This window comes from Acinetobacter sp. T_3_1 (assembly GCF_025377055.1).
Classification (GTDB): Bacteria; Pseudomonadota; Gammaproteobacteria; order Pseudomonadales; family Moraxellaceae; genus Acinetobacter; species Acinetobacter kookii.
This window is the reverse complement of sequence record NZ_JACHVD010000009.1, coordinates 1-19,524: the sequence shown is the minus strand read 5'-3', so window position 1 is coordinate 19,524 and position 19,524 is coordinate 1. Positions and strand designations below refer to the sequence as shown.

Genomic DNA, 19,524 nt, shown 5'->3' with positions numbered 1-19,524 from the left:
TGTTCATAAAAAATAAAAATATGGTTTGGTCTGCAAGTATTTGTCTGCTTGCGGTGCTGCTTTCGTTATTTATTTTAAATACTATTGTCGGATTGAACGTTTTCTATTTTGACCAGACTCAATCCATCTTCTGGCATGTACTGAGCCCTTATCTGATTGTGCTTTTGCTGAGCGTAATGGCTATTTCTGTATTGTATGAGTTTTATGTCTTTCGTTCAGGCGGACACTCACTGGCAAAACAGATGGGGGCTCGCCGCTTAAGTCTTATCGAAAGTATTCCTGAAGAAAGCATTGCCCTTAAAATTACTGAACAACTGGCGGATACTTTTTTAATTGAGGCACCGGCAATCTATGTGCTTCCCGATGAAGTTGGCGTGAATGCGCTGACCGCAGGGTTTTATCCGCGCGATATTGTGATTATTTTGACTTGGGGCGCTTTACAGAATCTGGATGAATTGGAACTTTATGGTTTGCTCAGTCATGAGTTTAATAAAATTCTGTCTGGTGAAACCGCTGAAAACACCCGCTTAAAAATTCTCTACAGTAGTCTGAGCACTTTGAGCCAGTGGGGCAGTAAAATTGCCAAACTGGGTTTTACCAAGCATGGTCAGGCACATACACATAAATTTGCCACTTCTTTCGTGGCCCTGGGAGGAATAATCTGGCTGATTGGAAGCCTGGGGGTGTTGATTACCCGTCTGATTAAATATATTTCGCTGGGTAGCCGGACCTTTAAAAATGACCAGAAAACCAGGCGCCTGATTCAAAACGATGCCAATGTGCAAACTTTACTCAGAATTTATGTCCATCATTCAGGTTCGCAAATTCACAGTGAATATGCCGAATCCATTTCGCATATGTGTTTTGCTAACTCTTTAAGTCCACAAAACTGGATGAATATTCATCCCAGCATCGAACAGCGTATTTATGAATTGAACCCTGGTCTGGTGCAGGATTTGCAGCTTGAAAATTTAAAAAAATTGCGTAATCAGCCACTATTCAGTCTGTTTCGTTCGCTTGATGAGCTGAACAGTGAAGTCTATACGCCGTGGAGTTCACCACAGCCGTTGCCATTGCTGCGTTTATCACCAATCAGTTTTGCGATTAATGATGCCATCAAGCCCCTAAAGCCAGAAATTCGCGACAACATGCTACGTCCTGAACTGATCCAACGGGCATTGCAGACTGCAACCGGTTCACGCGAGGTGATGGTGGCGATTTTAATGATTCGCCAATACCGTGAATTTATTCCTGCCGAGGCAGAAGTCAGTCGTGCCATTGTCGATTCATTGCTGCATCTGGATGGTCGGGTACATATCTCCATCTTTTACGAAGCCTGTAAAAATATCGGCACGATGCCTGCGACCATTGCACGCCAGTTTTTAATGAAACTGGCGCGAATTATTCAGGAAGATGGGGAAATTGGTCTGCTGGATGCTTTATTGCTGGAGTGTGTGAAATTTGAATTAAATCTGCTGCCATTGCATACCCCGACTTCACTGGAAGATGTCAAGCCGCAGATCGTACGCCTGATAGATGCCTTGTTGCATGTACAACAGATTAATAGCCAGAATCAGCTCGATGTGCGGAAAAAAATTCTCCACCGGGTATTGACGGTACAGGAACTGGAAATGTATGCCGAAATTTCGGATGAGCCGATTGATCTGGCAGAAATATTAAATGATATTGCGGGTTTGCTGCTTCGTGACCGTTTAAGTATTTTAGGGGTTGCCGAGTTATGTTTGTGGAATGACCGCATTATTACCCAGGACGAGCTTGATGTTCTGCAGCTGCTGTATTGGCGTTTTGGTTTTGAAACCGATGAAATTGTCGAGTTGATGCAGAAGAAAAACAGTTTAATGATTGTCTGAACAAGCTGCGATAAAATGGGTGATGATTCAATAAAAGCCCAGCAAAAAATCAGTAATCTCGTTAGAATACCCAGTATTCAATTGGTGATGAAAAAAGATGATCGGGCATCAGCGTGACATATTGGCAACATTGGGGATCGATATCTGGATTCCTCGGGATGTTGCATGTCAAAAAATGCCATCTTCATCGCTGTGGCGAGATCAGGCCGCAGCTGAATATCAGACTGAAATCGTACTGGAAAAAACGCCAGTTGTATTACCATTAGAGCTTCAAGCAGATCAAGATCAAGCATTTGAACATGTCGAGCCATTGAATGCTCCAGTTGCAGCAAGTGTAGAAAAAGCTGAAGTTGTGGCTGAAGTGATTGTAGAGCGTGCAGCACTACAAATAGCAGCGTTCCAGTTGCAGGCCTTGAGTTTGTCGCATTGTGTCATTGTGATTGATGCAACCGAAATCACCGCCGAGCAGCAGCAGCTTTGGAATAATATCCAGCATGCGGTGCTGGCTGAATATTATGAATTGCAGTGGCCATTTCCTCTGATGAACTTTCAGGATGGTCATGGCGCGGAAAGTTATGTGCAAGGCTTTTTAGACGCAATCAGTGCAGATAAAAACATTATTTTTCTCGGACAATGTGCTTATTTTAAACATTCAAAAAGCATCAATCTGGCGGGTTTGCAGGAAATGCTGGATCAGCCCCTGTTAAAAAAACGCCTGTGGCAGTTTATGCAAAAATCGCCTCACAACACGGATGGAACATGAACAAGAAAGTCGTAGTTTTTAGCCAGTTAGATCGGGATATCCTTCAGCGATTACAACAACAATATCAGGTGGTCATCATCAACCCGAAACAGGGTGATGTGAATGAACAGATACGTGAACAGGTGAAAGATGCCGATGGCATGATTGGTGCAGGGCGTTTACTTAATGCGGATAATCTGGCGACAGCACAACAGCTTAAAATTATTTCCAGTGTCAGTGTGGGTTATGACAATTATGATCTGGCCTATTTAAACCAGCAAAAAATCTGGTTATCCAATACCCCGCATGTATTAACCGAAACCACGGCCGATTTAGCTTTTAGTTTGCTGATGAGCGCAGCACGTAAAGTTCCCGCCCTGGATCAATGGACCAAGCAGGGCAATTGGCAACGCACTGTGGGGACGGCACAATTCGGGCAGGATATTTTTGGTAAAACGCTCGGCATCATCGGTTTGGGCAATATCGGCGCTGCGATTGCACGGCGTGGTTTTTATGGTTTTAACATGAACATTCTTTACCATAACCGCCGTGAAAAACTGGAACTGGCACAGCCCTTAAACGCCCGCTACTGTGCCTTGAATGAGTTGTTGAAACAGTCTGATTTTGTGGTGGTCGCTGTGGATTTAAATGCAGAATCCCAAGCTCTGATTGGGCAGCACGAGTTCGATCAAATGCAGCCACATGCAGTTTTTGTCAATATTGCCCGTGGTTCCGTGGTGGATGAGCAGGCAATGATTGATACGCTCAAAGCAGGTAAAATTTTTGCTGCCGGACTGGATGTCTATGCCAAAGAACCTTTGCAGGCATCAGAACTTTTTGCTCTGGAAAATGTGGTGACTATGCCGCATGTGGGTTCTGCGACTGCGGAAACGCGTAAAAAAATGGCTGAACTGGCTTATCGTAACCTGGTTGAGGCCCTGGAAGGACGTACACCTCCTTATTTGGTGAATCCTGCCTTTTCTTAAAATTTGATAACACTTCATTGCAAATTGCTCCAATTTTCAATGTTATATTCGGATAAATTGAAAAAAAGCAGTTTGAGAACATCACATTGAAACGGTTTTTATGGGCTTGCAACATCACTTTGATTTCAGCCATGGCATTAACGCACAGTGCAAATTTCAATTCAACGCCGCAATTGAGTGTTCCTGAAATTGGCAGTGGAGTCGGGCTGATTGACCAGCAAAAAGAAAGAATGATTGGTGAAAAAGTCTTTCGTGAAGTACAGCACCAAATGCCCGTTTTGCAGAATCCGTGGCTGGAAGATCAGTTGGGGAGTGTATTTTCACATATTTTAAGCCAGACCCAGCTGGGTCAGCCCATAGGTCTGGTGATTATCAATGATCCGCAAATCAATGCTTTTGCTGTTCCGGGTGGGTTGTTTGCCATCAACACGGGAATGGTGACATCTGCCCGAAATATGGATGAAGTCGCTGGAGTGATGGCGCATGAAGTGGCGCATGTGTCACAACGTCATTACAGTCGTTCACAGGAAGCTTTTAAGGGGCAAGGCCTGTTAACCTTGGCAGGATTGCTGGTCGGTGCACTGATTGCTTCTCAAGCGGATGGCGATGCCGGAACTGCGGTGATGTTGGGCTCTCAGGCAGCGATGATGGATAAACAGCTGAACTATAGCCGTAATCAGGAGCGTGAAGCGGACCGGATTGGCATGCAGTATATGTATAGCGCAGGCTATAATCCGCAAAGTATGGCGGACTTTTTTGAAGTGATGGACCGGGCAACCAGTAAAGTCAGTTTCCTGCCTGATTTCTGGCTCACCCATCCACTCAGCACCGAGCGGATGAGTGAGGCGCGTTTAAGGGCCAATCAATTTCCCTGTATAAAATCCAATTTACATGATGAAGATTTTGAAATCCTGAAATGGTATAGCCGGGTCATTTCAAATCAGGCGACGGAACAGCAACTCCAGGTTTTGGCAAATCGCAATAATTTTGCCGGCCAGCTGGCTTTATCCGCATTTTATTTAAAACAGGGCGATTATGTTTTGGCACAGCAGGTTTTGAATCAGGCGAAAGCACAGCAGCGTCTAAATAATTTATTGGTTTTAATTCAAACCGATATTTATTTGGGACAAAATAAAACCGAGCAAGCCTATCAGGCTGTTCAATCAGCAGCACGGATCATGCCGGAAAACCGGGCTTTGGCTTTTAAGCTGGCAGAAGTCTATATCCGTCAAAAAGAGCCTATGCAGGCATTCAGTCTGATTCAGCGTTTTATCAATAAAAATCCTCGTGATATTCAGGCCTGGCGCCTGATGCAGCAAGCGGCCAATATAGACCGGCAGTCACCGTTTAGAACGGTGAATGTGCTGCGTTACCGGGCAGAAGTGGAATACTGGTCAGGATTGGAAGAAAATGCGATTAAATCCTTATTGCATGCCCAGCGCCTGATTAAAGATAATGAAATGCTGGCGGCAAAATTAAAAGCACGGATTCAGGAAATGCAAAAAGAGCGACAGCTCAGAATTTAGCCGGATATGATTATGCTGCAATGATAATAAAAATAAGGAGTGACGCATGCTAGAAGGTCAATGCTTGTGTGGAAGAGTGAAATATCGTTATGAGGGTGAAATTGAAAAAACCATCATCTGTTACTGCAAGGATTGTCAAATGGCTCAAGGTTCCATCTTTGGCTGGAATAGTCCATTGCAGAAATCAGAATTTGAAATTACCCACGGTATTAAATTTTTAAAAGAATATTTCCATAGTCCGAATAAAGCCCGGGTTTTTTGTCAGGAATGCGGTAGTCCGATTTATTCATATCGGGTCGATGTGCCGGATATTATGCGTTTACGTTTGGGAACGGTAATGCAAGGGCATTTACCTGTACCTTCCGAGCAAGCCTATATGCACTATAAACCTGATTTTCTGTATATAATAGATGAATAAAATCTACAGCTGAATTTGCTCACTTTGTGATAATCTGCGGGTGAATTTATGGTTTTAATGATTAAATGTATTAATTTATGAAAAAAATATTATTTTCCTTAATATTGTTGGGGTGTGCAGGATCAAATGTAGCGGTTGCGAGTGTTGAGCAATACGTCGCAGCAGTAGGTCAAATCTCTGAGCAGTACAAGCAGGAGAGCAGAAACTTTTTTAGCAGTCTAAATGCGCAACAGACGAGCTTTACGCCAAAGCAGCAAACACAGTACTGTGCAATAGTGGGCAGTTATATTGATCGGTTGTATCAGGCGGCAGATCAGAACAGGGAAGCTTTGGACCGTCAATTTAGACAAATGACCAGGCAAGACGTGATTCATCAAGTGATGTCGTCAAAAGAAATGCTGATTTTGAAAAAATATAATATTCAGTGTGATCTGAAATAATCGGAAATGTTTATGCGAGATTAGGGGAAATATTTGAACTGTCTTTGCTTAAAGGCAGTTCAACGCTAAAGAATGATTCTGGAGTTGGGAATTAGCTCAGTTTTGCTTTAATTTTAGCTGAAACTTGTGCAGGATCGGCGCGCCCGGCTATGAGCGGACGCAGAGAATTCATCACCTTACCCATATCTTTCATGCTAGTAGCTTCTTGTGCAGTAATTGTCTGCGCAATGATAGAATCAAGCTCTTCCTCAGTCATAGCTTCTGGTAGAAATTGAGATAACACTTCAATTTCGGCTTGCTCTTTACTAGCTAAATCATCTCGGCCAGCGCCTTCAAAGGCTTTAACCGATTCTTTACGTTGTTTAATTTGTTTTTCAATGACCGCAAGAACTTGAGCGTCGTCAAGCTCTTTGCGTTCATCGACTTCGATTTGCTTAATTGCTGCCTGCAGACTACGAATAACCGTCAACTTATCCATTTCTTTAGCACGCATAGTTGCTTTCAAAACTTCAGTAATTTGGTTTTTTAAAGTAGTCATTTATTTAGTCCAAGCAGTCAATCACAAATTAATCTTAGTAAAGGCGAGTAGTACGAACTGATTCGCGAGCCAATTTCTTTTGGTAACGTTTAACAGCAGCAGCTTTTTTACGTTTACGTTCTTGAGTTGGTTTTTCGTAGAATTCACGTTTACGAACGTCAGCTAAAACACCTGCTTTTTCGCATGAACGTTTGAAACGACGGATAGCTACGTCTACTGGTTCGCCTTCTTTCAATTTAACTTGTGGCATGAAGAATCCTCATTAAGTTATGGATAAGATCTATAGCACGATTGCCTTAGATCACAAGTGAAGGACAGTATTTTACTCATTTACATCTCATATCACAAGTCTATAATAGCTTTAGCAATATTTAGATACGGGTAAAAGGCAGTTTAATGATCGTTCTGGGCTTGGAAACTTCTTGTGATGAAACCGGGTTAGCACTCTATGACAGTGAAGTCGGCTTAATAGGACAGGTGTTATATAGTCAGATTAAACTGCATGCCGAATATGGGGGCGTAGTCCCGGAACTGGCTTCACGTGATCATGTGCGCAAGCTCATTCCTTTAATCAATCAGTTGCTTGAACAAAGCAAGATTAAAAAATCAGACATTGATGCAGTCGCCTATACACGTGGTCCCGGCTTGATGGGAGCCCTCATGACTGGTGCATTGTTTGGGCGTACCCTGGCATTTGCACTGAATAAACCGGCCATTGGTGTGCACCATATGGAAGGTCATATGTTGGCACCCTTGTTGTCTAAAACTCCACCAGAGTTTCCGTTTGTCGCTTTATTGGTTTCTGGTGGGCATACCCAGCTCATGGCAGCGCACGGCATCGGTCAGTATGAATTGCTGGGTGAATCGATCGACGATGCTGCCGGTGAAGCTTTTGATAAAGTCGCGAAGATGATGGGTTTGCCTTATCCGGGTGGTCCGAATATTTCACGTCTTGCAGAGCAGGGTGATGCCACAGCTTTTGATTTTCCACGTCCGATGCTGCATCAAGGTCTGGATTTTTCATTTAGCGGTTTAAAAACTGCTGTTTCGATTCAGCTGAAAAAAGTGGAAGGTCAGAACCGTGAGGCGGATATCGCTGCATCCTTCCAGGAAGCACTGGTAGATACACTGGTTAAAAAATCGGTAAAAACCTTGAAGCAGACTGGGTTAAAGCGTTTGGTCATTGCCGGCGGGGTAAGTGCCAACAAACGTTTACGTGAGCGTCTGGAAGCAGATTTGGCTAAAATTAAAGCCCAAGTTTATTATGCAGAACCGGCTTTATGTACCGATAATGGTGCCATGATTGCTTTTGCCGGTTATCAGCGCTTAAAAGCAGGTCAGCATGATGGTTTGTCTGTGACGACGACGCCACGCTGGCCAATGACGGAATTGACCAATCCAAGCGAAGCTTAAATATTAAAGAATTAAAAAAGAGGTGCTTAGCGTCTCTTTTTTAATAATCAGCTGAAGCGGTTGCAGCAAAATATAATTTGATATATGCGCGTTTATATTTAGAATCGGTTTTGCTCAATTAAAATATATTTTAAAGTAAATCAAAAAAATATTTATTTTATGATCATCATCATAGGTTTGTTCATATGGACCATATAAATTTCAGAAGTTTTCAAGAGGCGGGGCAAGCGGTTTTAAAGTTTCTCCATTCACGCTTCGGATTTAACTTGTGGATGATTACCCGGGTAGAAGGTAAAGACTGGATTGTGCTGCAAAGCGAAGACCATGGTTATGATGTTCAGCCCGGACAGGTATTTCAGTGGGCGGATTCATTTTGCTTTCACATGATTGCCGGTAAAGGTCCTAAAATTGCTCCGCGTTCAGAAGACATTCCATTATATGCAACTGCACCGATTAACCAGCAAGTCAATATTAAGTCTTACATCGGTCAACCGCTCATCCATGAAGACGGCAGCTTGTTTGGTACACTTTGTGCCATCGATCCGCAAATCAAATCTGATGCAATTATGCAGGAGGTGGAATTAGTCGAATTATTCGGTAATTTATTAAGTAATATCCTTCAAGCTGAACTGCGCCAAAATGAACAAATCCGTCAGCATGAGCGTTTAGAAGCTGAAGCTCTAAGAGATGGATTGACGGGCTTATACAACCGCCGGGCCTGGGAAAAATTGGTTACTACAGAGGAAGAACGCTGTAAGCGTTATGGACATCCGGCAGCCGTTTTTTTTATTGACTTGAATGATCTTAAAAAAGTAAACGATAGTTTGGGACATGATCGGGGCGATGAGCTGATCCAACAAACGGCGAATGTGCTCAGAAATACCGCACGCAGTAATGATATTGTGGCGCGGTTAGGTGGTGATGAATTTGTGATTTTAAGTTTAGAAAATGATGAGGCAGGAGCAGAAGTACTCTTGAGTCGCCTTATGCAAGCCTTGAAGCAGGAAAAAATTGCTGCGGCGATTGGTGTGGCCATGCGTCATCCTGCTCAAGGACTGTTTAAAGCAGCTGCTGAAGCAGATAGAAGAATGTTTGAGCATAAACGGCAACTCAAGTCTGAAGCATAAAATTGGTTAGGATGACTTTGAACTGTTTTTCTTAATAAGCTGATTAAATTGGTCTTTTAATTCAAGATACTTGCGATGTGTCTTGGCCTCTGTTTATTTTGCTTGAAACTTTGCGCAGCGGCAGCCTTTTCTTGATTTTCTGGACTATACGGTAATTCAGCACGTCCATGCGGGCCGCTTAAGCTTTTTTATCGTCAGGAACAGCGCCAAAGTTTTTTAAGAAACCTCTGGAAGCCCGTGTAGGGATATCGTTTTTTTGTGATGATTTTTCATTTTTAATTCCATGAGAAAGTCATCATCTATTTTTAGTCTGAATCACTCAAGGCGACTTTTTATTGTAATGGTAGTGAAATTGCCGATCTGCTCTGGTTAACGATTATGGAACGACAAAAAATAAGCTCAAATATAAAAAGCTCCGCTATGACGGAGTTTTTTATACTAGCTTAATCACTTTGTTTTTAAAGGGCTTTTAATTGTTGCGACCCAATCCAGTGTTTCGAAAACTGATACGCTGCACGCCCTGAACGCTGTCCACGTGCCTGACACCATCTTAAGGCTTCGGCGCGTACTTCATCTGTCATGGACATACCGGCTTTGGCTAAATAATGCTGCACGATCTCCAGATACAAATTTTGATCCATAGGATAAAAAGACAGCCACATGCCGAAACGGTCAGACAGTGAAATTTTTTCTTCAATGGCTTCTTGTGGGTGCAGCTCCGTATATTGCGGTACATCCATACGTGTTACGGGCGTATTTTCATGCATAAATTCAGGCAATAAATGACGGCGGTTGCTGGTGGCATAAATAATAAAATTGCTTGAACCGGATTGTAATGAACCATCCAGGACACTTTTTAAACTGCGATAGTTTTCATCTTCTGCGTTAAAAGCCAGGTCATCACAGTAGACAATAAATTTTTCCGGGCGATTTTCAATCAATTTCTGAATCATCGGCAGATCGGCTAAATCATCACGTTCAATTTCAATTAAACGCAGGCCTTCCGATTCATACTCGGTTAACAGGGCACGTACAATGGATGATTTTCCTGTACCGCGTGAGCCAGTCAGTAGCACATCGTTGGCAGGCAAGCCTTTTAAAAATTGCCGGGTATTTTGAATTACTTTTTCTTTTTGTTTTTCTATACCCTTTAAATCGTCCAAATAGATTTTTTTGGGCTGCTGAATGGCCTTTAATTGTTGATTTTGCCACTTATAAGCCGAAGCTTCAAAGTTGGTTTCTTGTTTCAGTTCAGGGAGGTTTTGCTGTAGCTGTTGGAGTACAGTAGAAAGAACTTGTAAGATATTGTCAGATAAATCAATTGTTGCCATGATGGTTCAGCTTATACGGATAAAGTGAAAAAAGGTCATTTTACATGGGAACTGTATATCAAATAGTCATAGTTTGCCAATTGAATAGGGGGTATCATGATTGATTCATCATTTGTGGGTTGTGCGAATATGATGTTTGATACCCAATCCGGGACAGGAAATAATAATGAAAGCGTTTGAGGGATAAATATGTTATTTAATAATTTCACGACAAATATTAATCCACATCAAGCGTATCGTATAAAAAAATTAAAAAGTCAGCTTGCTTCGGCTGAAACATATGAAGAATGGAAGAGCATCGCCCTAAAAATAGATGAAGAATCTGGTGCTCAAGAATGGAAATTGGATAACTGTTCACCTTATTTTGATGCTGAAATTATTTCTGAGCGATTAAACAGGTTAAAACGCTACCGTTTTCAAAAACGTACTCACGATCTCATGTATATATTACGTGAAGGGCTAAGCTACGATATCGCGAATATTGCACATCCCATGCTTTTTAATGCCACTTATGTGGGGACTAAAAAAATCATTGAAGATTATGTGGAAGAAGTCAGTGAAAGTCTGGCTTACATTGCTTCGAGCAGCTGTATTTGCTTGTCTATGGAAAAAAAATTAGAGTTCTTTCAGCAGTGTAAAAAGGCTTATGGGCAGCCTGCAATCATGTTTTCTGGTGGGGCAACTTTAGGACTGTTTCATACTGGTGTATGTAAAGCACTGCTGGAACAGGATTTAATGCCTAAGGTGTTATCCGGTTCGAGTGCCGGGGCAATCATGACCACCATGCTGGGTACCTCAAAACCTTCAGATATTACCAGTCTTTTAAACGGTGAAAACTTTTTTACGGAAGCTTTTCATTTTCGAAAACTTGGCGACATTTTAAAAGGTAATGGCGGTTTTGCAGATGTCAAATATCTGAAAAAATTCCTGATTGAAAATTTGGGTGATGTGACATTTGAAGAAGCCTTTAAAACTTCCGGCTTACATATTAATGTCGCTGTAGCACCTTATGACACCTCACAACAGGCACGTATTATGAATACTTATACTTCGCCAGATTTACTGGTCTGGAGTGCGGTGTTGGCCTCCTGTGCTGTGCCTATCCTGTTTCCACCGGTTAAGCTCACCAGTAAGCGTTATGATGGTAAATTGACCCCTTATATGTCCAATACCCGTTGGGTAGACGGCAGTGTAAGAAGTGATTTCCCGCAGGAAAAAATGGCGCGACTGTATAATTTAAATTACACCATTGCCAGTCAGGTGAATCCACATATTGTGCCATTCATGCAAAGTGATGTAGAGCGCTACCGTCAAGATATGATGAGTTGGCCAGAGCGGATTGTTCGTCGTCAGGGCAAAGTCATTACCAAAGGAATCATGGATTTTGCCCGTGGTCGGGTTGGCATGTTTCCACCTGTACGCCGTTTGCTCGATCATGGCTATGGGGTGATTGATCAAGGTTATTATGGTGATTTGAATATTGTGGGGGATTATAGCTTACGCCATTATACCTATATGTTTCAGAATCCACGGCCATATTTGTTCAAGTTATTGCAAAGAGAAGGTGAGCGGGCAACCTGGCCGAAAATATCCTCGATTGAAACCCATGCCCGTGTAGGTAAAACCATCCAGCACTGTTTAGAGCTTTTAAGTTATCAGCATGATCCAGAGAAAAAAACCGCAGAATTTATTGCAGTTTAAAGATGTGGATTTTTCTAACATCCATTTAAGGTTAAAGACCAAGCCCAAAAGTTTAACTTTTGGGCGTTGTTTATATACCTTTGAATATCAGCAGCAACGCTATTGGCTAAAAAACCAAAGCTTGAATAGCCATCCCGGCGTTGAAGCCGGGTTCTGGAATGAACTGGTTTTTTATCAGCAATTTTCAGCTCAAGCCAGTTCTTCCAGCAGCATGCCTGATTTTTTATTGCCGTTTCAAATCATTTCTCATTTTAAAAACCTGGCTGAATCAAACCTGTCGGGCAGTGCAGCACTGATTCTAAGCGATGCAGACTTATTGCTAGATGATTGTGCCGGGATGTCACTGCAGCAGATCAAACAGACTTTCATAAAGCTGCTGGATGCCGTGGAGCAGTTGCATCAGCTCGGTTGGATTCATGGCGATTTAAAACACGAGCACTTGGTTGCATATCAAAACCGTGCATGTTTAATCGATTTTGAGCAGGTACAGAAAATCAATGCAGTCCACCCCCTGAAAAGTCTGACTGCCACACCGCGCTATATGGCACCCGAACTTTTTCAGGGTGCCGATAAAACCGTACAAACCGATATTTATGCTCTCGGCATCATTCTTTATGAATGGCTCAGCGGGCAGCGTTTGAGGGCAAAAAATTACCGGGACTGGGCTTATTTACATTGTCAGCAGTTAACGATTGAACTGCCACAACATTTTTTGCCGTTTGAACGCTATTTGCGTGGAATGCTGGCGAAGCAAAAAGAACAGCGATTTACTGATATTTACCCCATAAAACAGGGCTTACTTACTGAAATTGTTTAAGAAAAATACAGAAAAACGGTTTTTGTTTTTTATTTAAACAAACAAGTGGATTTTTCATAAAAAGGTCTTGTCATGAGGAATCGATCTCTATAATATACACAGCCATNGTTCCAGCGCCGCAAGGTGTGAGAGTTCGAGTCTCTCCGTCCCCACCACTTAAATATCAACATGGTTTGATAGTTAGGTTATAGAGGATTGGTGTAATGGTAGCATGACGGTCTCCAAAACCGTTCGTCAAGGTTCGAATCCTTGATCCTCTGCCAAGCTTTAAAAATCCAACATTAAGTTGGTACCCTGATGGGGACGTGGCGAAATTGGTAGACGCACTGGATTTAGGTTCCAGCGCCGCAAGGTGTGAGAGTTCGAGTCTCTCCGTCCCCACCATCATATTAAGGCAAGGTAAGCTACCTTGCTTTTTTATTGTAAAAAAATCCAGCCACTTGGTTGGTCCTGACGGGGATATGGCGGAATTGGTAGACGCACTGTGTTCAGGTCGCAGCGCCCTCTGGGCGTGAGAGTTCGAGTCTCTCTATCCCCACCATATGAAAGCAAGGTAAATCACCTTGCTTTTTTATTGCCTGTAAAAAAAGTAAAGATAAATAAAAAGCCCAAAAAATGGGCTTTCTAAAATAGATTTCTAGAAATAGATTTAAAATTATTATTGTTTTTGTTCCGACCCAAAATTACATATAGTCTTTTAAGCTTTTAAGTGATCTTCGAATTCTTCGCCAAGCTGCATGGCAAGGGCATTACCCGCTAAATCACAAGTGACCAGACCATATTCTTTTTTAAAGCTAAAGGTAAATCCACGATTGTCAGTCAATGACTTTACTGAATAGCCCAATTTTTCTAACCAGATACGAAATGCAATTAAATTTTTTGCCTTAACAACTTTCTTCACGAAAAAACTCCTTGTGTATATTAGATACTGACTGCAATTAAATAATTAATAGGGATGCAGGTATTTTTTTAAAGGGTAGCTTGAACAGGTTTTTTATAAAATAAATATTTTGTATTTTTTTTATGCAGGAAATGCATAAATAATAAGTGAATTTTGGATGGAAAATCATCGGGTATTGAAAGAAATAATTTTATATATTATTGATTTTTATTTATTTTAATCTGGGTGTTTTTGATTTATTGAAATGGAAATATTTAAACACAATTTTCGGTGTTGCAGATATGTTCTTATCTTGGAGTTGTTTTGGGGATATTCAGATAGCGAACTGGAGTGGAGCATCTCTCTCGGTTAATGATCCATTCACTCAATGATCCATAATAGCCACCAAAAAAATGACGCTGCTTCGGATTTAAAAAAAAAGATAAAGTATAGGGTGCCGCCGAGGAATTTTTTGAATTCTGGTCGGTGTAAAATGTTGATGAAGATGAAGACTGGATTGCAATGACCACAGAAACCATTGAACAGAACGTACTCAAGCAAATTCAGCACATGCAGCAACAAGGCTTGGTACCTGTTGCTGTCATGCTGGGCCATGAGGATTGGCTATTTTTCGCAGAACAATCCAAAGTGTCCTATACGCCTTTTGGCAGCGCCCGTCGTTATCAACCCGCTTTGGGCGGTTTACTGCTGGTTCGTGTTGACGAAATGCAGGTCACCCAAGTGGTGACGCAAAATGAGCTGGATGCTTATACCCTAACCCATCAAATTTTATAAACTTGCCGTAATTAACATAAAATCAGTTAAAAGTTATCTTTTAACTGGCGTATGTGCCGAAATTCTTCCACGCTTTCCACCCTTAAAAAGGGATTGGTTTGCAGTTCCAGCTCAATGCTACTTGGCAAGGTGCTTTGCCCGAGCATACGCAGTGCTTCCACCTGTTCGAAGCGCTGCTGAATTGCCAGATTGTCAGGTTCGACATGTAACGCAAACTTGGCATTGGCCAGCGTATATTCATGGGTGCAGTAGACTTTGGTGCGTGCAGGCAAAGCAGCCAGGCGATTGAGCGAATGGTACATCTGCTCATAGGTGCCTTCAAACACGCGGCCACAACCCATGGCAAACAGCGTATCGCCACAGAAAAGCACATCCAGCGCATCAATAAAATAAACGATATGACCCAGCGTATGTCCAGGTACAGCAATAATCTCAATATTTAAATCATGAAAATTAAGATGATCTTCATGTTGCAGGGGATGAGTGATAAAAGGAACTTTGCTTAATTCTTCCCGGGGACCATAAACGGGGATATGACGATTTTGTAAAAGCTCCGGTACACCGCCAATATGGTCTTTATGCCAGTGCGTCAGCCAGATCTGAGCCAGCGTTAAACCGTTCGCTGTACAAAACTCTTCGACCAGATGGGCTTCAGTGGGGTCCACTGCAACTACTTCTTTGCTTGGGATATGTTCTAATAACCAGATATAGTTCTGTAATTGATTTTTCACATCAATCATATGGACTTGAAAATTCATGAGATAGAAATCAATGATATAGATATGAATAAGCTAGCCTTAAAGCCAGGTTTTTTCCAGGGGAAAATCGCAATTAATAGGCCAGTATTTATACATAACGTTGCTGATCTGTAGTTGGATATAAAAACAGTCTTTCTAGATCGGCTTTTTGTTTTTTTAAATTATCAAATAAAGTGCAACAGAGATTAAATTATTGGAAGTAAGCAAGATGAAAATGTATCAGGTGGATGCCTTTACTACGGAACTGTTTAAAGGTAATCCTGCGGCAGTGATTGTGACTGAACAGTGGCTGGATGAAGCCTTGATGCAAAATATCGCCCTGGAAAATAATCTGGCAGAAACTGCTTTTGTAAGAATGCTTGATGCAGAAAACTATGAAATCCGCTGGTTTACCCCAACCACAGAAGTGAACTTTTGTGGACATGCAACGCTAGCCAGCAGTTTTGTACTCTTTAAAGATTATACTGCTGCTAAAACCCTTCGGTTCCACGTTAAAGAGCTCGGCATTTTTGTGGTAAGCCAGGAGGCTGATGGCAAAATCAAGATGAATTTTCCGATTCGCCGTGCAGAAAAAATTACCGATTATCCTGAAATTTTAAAGCAAATTTTAAGCAAGCCATTTAAAAATGTTTATTTAAATCATCAGGCCTACATTATGGAATATGCAAATCCGGAAGATGTACGGGATGAAAAGCCCAATCTGGAATTATTCAGGCAATGGACACTCAATCAAGCTGGGCAAACCCAACTCAAGTGTGTTCTGGATCTGGCTATTACTGCTCAGGCTGCTGCGCCTTATGATTGTATATCGCGCTATTTTGCTCCCGCGAATGGCATTCAGGAAGATCCGGTTACCGGTTCAATTCATACCGCGATTGCACCGCTTTGGGCGGAGAAACTGGGCAAAAAAGACATTCTGGCTTATCAGGCATCCGCACGTGGGAGAAAATTATATTGTGAACTGCTTGAAAATGAACGGATTGAAATTTCGGGTTATGCAAAATTATATATGCAGGCAGAGCTATATCTGTAACATATGGATATAAATGAACGACAAAGCTGTTGAAATAAACGGCAATGCTTGCAAAAAGTGACTACTCAACATCATGATCATTTTCTAAGATGTGATGCTTAAAAATTCATATGACTGAATAAATTGGAATAATTATGCTCATGCGGTTTAAACAACTTACTATCTCATTATTATTTGTTGGTTTTAGTGCAACTGCCTGGGCACAACCGATTTTGGTTAAATCTGAGCAGAAGATTGAAGAATATACATTAGACAATGGTTTTCGCGTGGTGCTGGCGCAAAACGATAAAGAAAATAAAGTGTTTATGAATACGGTCTATCTGACCGGTTCGCTCAATGATCCGCAGGGCAAAGGTGGTCTGGCGCATTTGCTCGAACATCTGGCATTTAAGGGAACACAGAATATCAAGGGGGAAGAATTTCAGCGCCGTCTGGATCAATACACCTTAATGACCAACGCCAGCACGGATTATTATTCCACCAAATATACCAATGTGATCCGTCCTGAACAGAATGCGATTAATCAAGTGATTCATCTTGAAGCTGAACGTATGGACAAACTGGTACTGCAGGAAAAGTTTGTGCCTTCTGAAATTGCCATTGTGAAGCGCGAACGTGAAGTTCGTATGGATCAGCCTTTTGCAGTGATGATGGACCAGATGTGGAAATCGGCTTATGGCAACCGGTATCTGGGACGTTTGCCGATTGGCGATTTAAAAGAATTGCAGTCCATCAAAATGGATGAGCTGAATAAATTTTATCGAACTTGGTATGCACCGAATAATGCAGTGATGATCATTTCCGGTAAATTTGATAAAGCCGCTGTGTTAAAACAGATTGATCAACAGTTTAGTCCAATAGCAGCTCGTCAGGTTCCAGCACAGACCAAGGTTCCTGTGCTGGATTCGGCCAAAATTCAGCAAAGAAATTTTGCCGTGAAAAAGGGCAGTGATCTGGCTAAATTCAATATTTACCTGAATGGCAAAAATGAAAAGATCAAGTCTGCTTTGGCGCTGACACCTTATTTATATACCATGCAGCCGAGTGGGCATCTTTATCAAAGTATGGTGGAAACCGGTTTAAGTACCGGCGTTCAATCCACCACCTGGCTAGATCAGGACTTTAATCTGGTGTTTATGGGCGCCATTTATGCCCCGAATCATGATGAGAAAAGGGTGCAATCCGAGCTGGTGGCAGGGGTGGAAAAGAGTCAGCCATTTAATGAGACCGAACTGAACCGGGTAAAAACCCTGATTCAGAATCAGGCAGACAGCGTGCTCAGCAATGCTGCCGCCTTGGGTGGGAGATTAAGTGATTATTATGTGGCCTATCAGGGGGATTGGGCGCAGTACTTTAGCGATCTGAATAATGTAAAACAGCTTAAGCTGAACGATGTCAATCAAACCCTAACCCGGTTTTTAGTGCCAGAACATCGCATTTCTGGGGATATTAAACCGACCCCGGAAGATCAGAAAAAAGCATTACAACAACAGGCCGCCGAGCAGCCTAAAACCTTAGATCAGGCCAGTGTGCAAGAAGAACAGCTTAAAGACAGCAGGGTGTATAAGCAGGAGGTTGCGGAATACGTCAAAAGCTCGAAGCAGTATTTGGTGGATACTGAAAAGAAAATCCAGCGCGGAAAGTTGAAAAACGGTATTGCATACGCTTTATATCCGACCTCTACCCGTGATGATAAAACTTATGCCACCATTTCTGTGGACTTTGGTACGGACAAATCTTTGTTTAATAAGGGTGAAGTGCTGGATTTAATGGCCTATTTACTGCTGCGCGGCTCAGATCAATACAGCTTGCAGGATATTGCCGACAAGTCGATTGAGGCCGGTGGTGGCGCAACGGCTACTGCATCTGCAAATAGCATTACCATTCAGATTGTGGCGAAAAAAGACAAATTTGACGATTATTTCAAATTTATGCTTGATGTTCTGAAAACACCGAAGTTTGAACAATCGCAGTTTGACCTGATTAAATCACAGAGCTTGTCGAGTCTGGATCGTCCATATACGGAACCTGAAACGGTTGCCGCATTGACCATGACCCGCTTATTGGAAACCTATCAGCCAGGAGATTTGCGTTACCACTTTGAACCGAACCTGTCCAAACAGCAGCTTCAAGCGGCAACGGTTGAGCAAGTGAAAAAGTTATATCAGGATTTCTTTGTCAGTCATCATGCGCAAATTGCCATTACGGGTGATTATCAGGCTCAGCCCATGCTAAAACTGCTGCAAAAAGAATTTTCAGGATGGAAAGCGCAATTGCCTTATCAGCGTCTAAGTGCTGATTATCAGGCATATCAGGCACAAAAAATTCATGCCTTATCGGAGCAACGTGAATTTGGGAATTATCAGGCCATTTTGACCTTGCCAGTGGGTTCGAATCATGCCGATGCACCAGCACTCATAGTGTTGGGCTATATTATGGGCGATTCGCAACTGTCTTCACGTTTAGCCCAGGAACTCCGTGAGAAAAATGCCCTGGTGTACGGTTTTGGCAGCAATCTGGATCTGGATGAATGGATTGATTCAGGGGCACTCAGCATAGAAGCCAATTATACGGCAGCGAAGTCGGCGCAAGTATCACAAGCTGTGCATAAAGTGCTGAATGATTTACTCACTAAAGGGGTGACTGAACAGGAGCTGGAAGCAGCCAAAGCCAATATTTTGAAAAAACGGGTAACTGCTTTGGAAGATGAGCGCAATATTCATGCGATGCTGATGCCACAACTGGAACATAACCGCGACTTACTGTACCGTGAAAAACGTGACCTGGCTTTTGCAAAACTCAGCAAAGCCGATGTAGACGCTGTCATCAAGAAATACATTAAACTGGATCAGCTGGTAGAAGTCATGGCGGACCAGTATGGAAAGCCACAAAACAAGTCATGATTCTTAATCCGCTTTTTTCAATTTCCCTCTCCTTGTAGGCATAGGTATCTACACAATTCCCGAGCTTTGCGTTAAATTGAAGAGCATGCTCTTCAATTTAACATCTCCGGTCTGGATCAGCGTCTGATTAAACGCTATAACAGCCTTGTAAAGCTCAATATGAATCCTCTTGCTTCACTTGCTCCCTCAATCAAAGACCTGGCTTCTGCCCAAAGGTCGAGTTTCGCAACCACACAGGCCGTTTG

General features: G+C 42.3%; 18 protein-coding genes, 3 tRNA genes and 1 pseudogene. 17 read left to right on the top strand and 5 right to left on the bottom strand.

Annotated elements, in window-relative coordinates; genetic code table 11:
* Positions 1–20 precede the first annotated feature (20 nt).
* The 6 genes from H4I94_RS10010 to H4I94_RS09985 all read left to right on the top strand — a co-directional run bounded on the left by H4I94_RS10010 (position 21) and on the right by H4I94_RS09985 (position 5,983).
* Complete coding sequence (locus H4I94_RS10010) at positions 21–1,871, top strand: M48 family metalloprotease (protein ID WP_409976755.1); 1,851 nt, start codon at positions 21–23, stop codon at positions 1,869–1,871.
* A 97-nt stretch (positions 1,872–1,968) separates the two neighbouring features.
* The gene (locus H4I94_RS10005) at positions 1,969–2,634 is read left to right on the top strand and encodes a hypothetical protein (RefSeq protein ID WP_261183008.1); all 666 of its coding nucleotides are present in this window, start codon (positions 1,969–1,971) and stop codon (positions 2,632–2,634) included.
* Entirely contained in the window at positions 2,631–3,599 is a 969-nt protein-coding gene (locus H4I94_RS10000; RefSeq protein WP_131272742.1) for a 2-hydroxyacid dehydrogenase, read from the top strand. The genes H4I94_RS10005 and H4I94_RS10000 overlap by 4 nt, the downstream gene beginning before the upstream one ends.
* Before the next feature lie 86 nt (positions 3,600–3,685).
* Positions 3,686–5,125: a M48 family metalloprotease gene (locus tag H4I94_RS09995; RefSeq protein WP_409976754.1), complete on the top strand. Its 1,440-nt coding sequence runs from the start codon at positions 3,686–3,688 to the stop codon at positions 5,123–5,125.
* A gap of 46 nt (positions 5,126–5,171) precedes the next feature.
* Positions 5,172–5,543, top strand: a complete 372-nt coding sequence (locus tag H4I94_RS09990) for a GFA family protein (protein ID WP_261183006.1) — start codon at positions 5,172–5,174, stop codon at positions 5,541–5,543.
* Between the two features lie 77 nt (positions 5,544–5,620).
* Entirely contained in the window at positions 5,621–5,983 is a 363-nt protein-coding gene (locus tag H4I94_RS09985; protein WP_261183005.1) for a hypothetical protein, read from the top strand.
* Between the two features lie 91 nt (positions 5,984–6,074).
* On the opposite strand, the gene H4I94_RS09980 is transcribed toward H4I94_RS09985, so the two are convergent.
* Together H4I94_RS09980 and rpsU are read right to left on the bottom strand one after the other, a co-directional pair.
* Positions 6,075–6,521 (bottom strand): GatB/YqeY domain-containing protein, encoded by a 447-nt coding sequence (locus H4I94_RS09980; protein WP_092818433.1) that lies wholly within the window; start codon positions 6,519–6,521, stop codon positions 6,075–6,077.
* Positions 6,522–6,555: 34 nt separating this feature from the next.
* A complete protein-coding gene (gene rpsU, locus H4I94_RS09975) occupies positions 6,556–6,771 on the bottom strand; it encodes a 30S ribosomal protein S21 (RefSeq protein ID WP_001136722.1) in 216 nt (71 codons plus the stop codon).
* A gap of 146 nt (positions 6,772–6,917) precedes the next feature.
* Here rpsU and tsaD point away from each other — a divergent pair, with 146 nt between their 5' ends.
* Positions 6,918–7,934 (top strand): tRNA (adenosine(37)-N6)-threonylcarbamoyltransferase complex transferase subunit TsaD, encoded by a 1,017-nt coding sequence (tsaD, locus tag H4I94_RS09970; RefSeq protein ID WP_092818432.1) that lies wholly within the window; start codon positions 6,918–6,920, stop codon positions 7,932–7,934.
* Positions 7,935–8,119: 185 nt separating this feature from the next.
* Entirely contained in the window at positions 8,120–9,061 is a 942-nt protein-coding gene (locus tag H4I94_RS09965; RefSeq protein ID WP_092818431.1) for a sensor domain-containing diguanylate cyclase, read from the top strand.
* Between the two features lie 458 nt (positions 9,062–9,519).
* Here H4I94_RS09965 and H4I94_RS09960 read toward each other — a convergent pair whose 3' ends face one another.
* Positions 9,520–10,392: an ATP-binding protein gene (locus H4I94_RS09960; protein WP_261183001.1), complete on the bottom strand. Its 873-nt coding sequence runs from the start codon at positions 10,390–10,392 to the stop codon at positions 9,520–9,522.
* Between the two features lie 189 nt (positions 10,393–10,581).
* On the opposite strand from H4I94_RS09960, the gene H4I94_RS09955 reads away from it, so the two are divergent.
* The 5 genes from H4I94_RS09955 to H4I94_RS09935 all read left to right on the top strand — a co-directional run bounded on the left by H4I94_RS09955 (position 10,582) and on the right by H4I94_RS09935 (position 13,451).
* On the top strand, positions 10,582–12,093 hold the full coding sequence (locus H4I94_RS09955) for a DUF3336 domain-containing protein (protein WP_261183000.1): 1,512 nt from the start codon (positions 10,582–10,584) through the stop codon (positions 12,091–12,093).
* Positions 12,053–12,910, top strand: coding sequence for a serine/threonine protein kinase (locus H4I94_RS09950; protein WP_261182999.1), 858 nt, complete (start codon positions 12,053–12,055; stop codon positions 12,908–12,910). Before H4I94_RS09955 ends, H4I94_RS09950 begins: the two co-directional genes overlap by 41 nt.
* 189 nt (positions 12,911–13,099) lie before the next feature.
* A tRNA-Trp gene (locus H4I94_RS09945) sits at positions 13,100–13,173 on the top strand.
* Positions 13,174–13,209: 36 nt separating this feature from the next.
* Positions 13,210–13,294: transfer RNA gene (locus H4I94_RS09940), tRNA-Leu, on the top strand.
* A gap of 71 nt (positions 13,295–13,365) precedes the next feature.
* A tRNA-Leu gene (locus H4I94_RS09935) sits at positions 13,366–13,451 on the top strand.
* Between the two features lie 156 nt (positions 13,452–13,607).
* Here H4I94_RS09935 and H4I94_RS09930 read toward each other — a convergent pair.
* On the bottom strand, positions 13,608–13,811 hold the full coding sequence (locus tag H4I94_RS09930) for a hypothetical protein (RefSeq protein ID WP_086176023.1): 204 nt from the start codon (positions 13,809–13,811) through the stop codon (positions 13,608–13,610).
* Positions 13,812–14,312: 501 nt separating this feature from the next.
* Here H4I94_RS09930 and H4I94_RS09925 point away from each other — a divergent pair.
* Positions 14,313–14,585: a hypothetical protein gene (locus tag H4I94_RS09925; RefSeq protein WP_261182998.1), complete on the top strand. Its 273-nt coding sequence runs from the start codon at positions 14,313–14,315 to the stop codon at positions 14,583–14,585.
* A gap of 26 nt (positions 14,586–14,611) precedes the next feature.
* Here the strand turns inward: H4I94_RS09925 and gloB are convergent, their stop codons facing one another.
* Positions 14,612–15,343, bottom strand: coding sequence for a hydroxyacylglutathione hydrolase (gloB, locus tag H4I94_RS09920; protein ID WP_131272748.1), 732 nt, complete (start codon positions 15,341–15,343; stop codon positions 14,612–14,614).
* A gap of 208 nt (positions 15,344–15,551) precedes the next feature.
* On the opposite strand from gloB, the gene H4I94_RS09915 reads away from it, so the two are divergent.
* The 3 genes and pseudogenes from H4I94_RS09915 to H4I94_RS09905 form a co-directional block, all read left to right on the top strand.
* A complete protein-coding gene (locus tag H4I94_RS09915) occupies positions 15,552–16,376 on the top strand; it encodes a PhzF family phenazine biosynthesis protein (RefSeq protein WP_261182997.1) in 825 nt (274 codons plus the stop codon).
* A 134-nt stretch (positions 16,377–16,510) separates the two neighbouring features.
* On the top strand, positions 16,511–19,279 hold the full coding sequence (locus H4I94_RS09910) for a M16 family metallopeptidase (protein WP_261182996.1): 2,769 nt from the start codon (positions 16,511–16,513) through the stop codon (positions 19,277–19,279).
* A gap of 111 nt (positions 19,280–19,390) precedes the next feature.
* Positions 19,391–19,524, top strand: a pseudogene (locus H4I94_RS09905) (transposase); the annotation flags it as partial.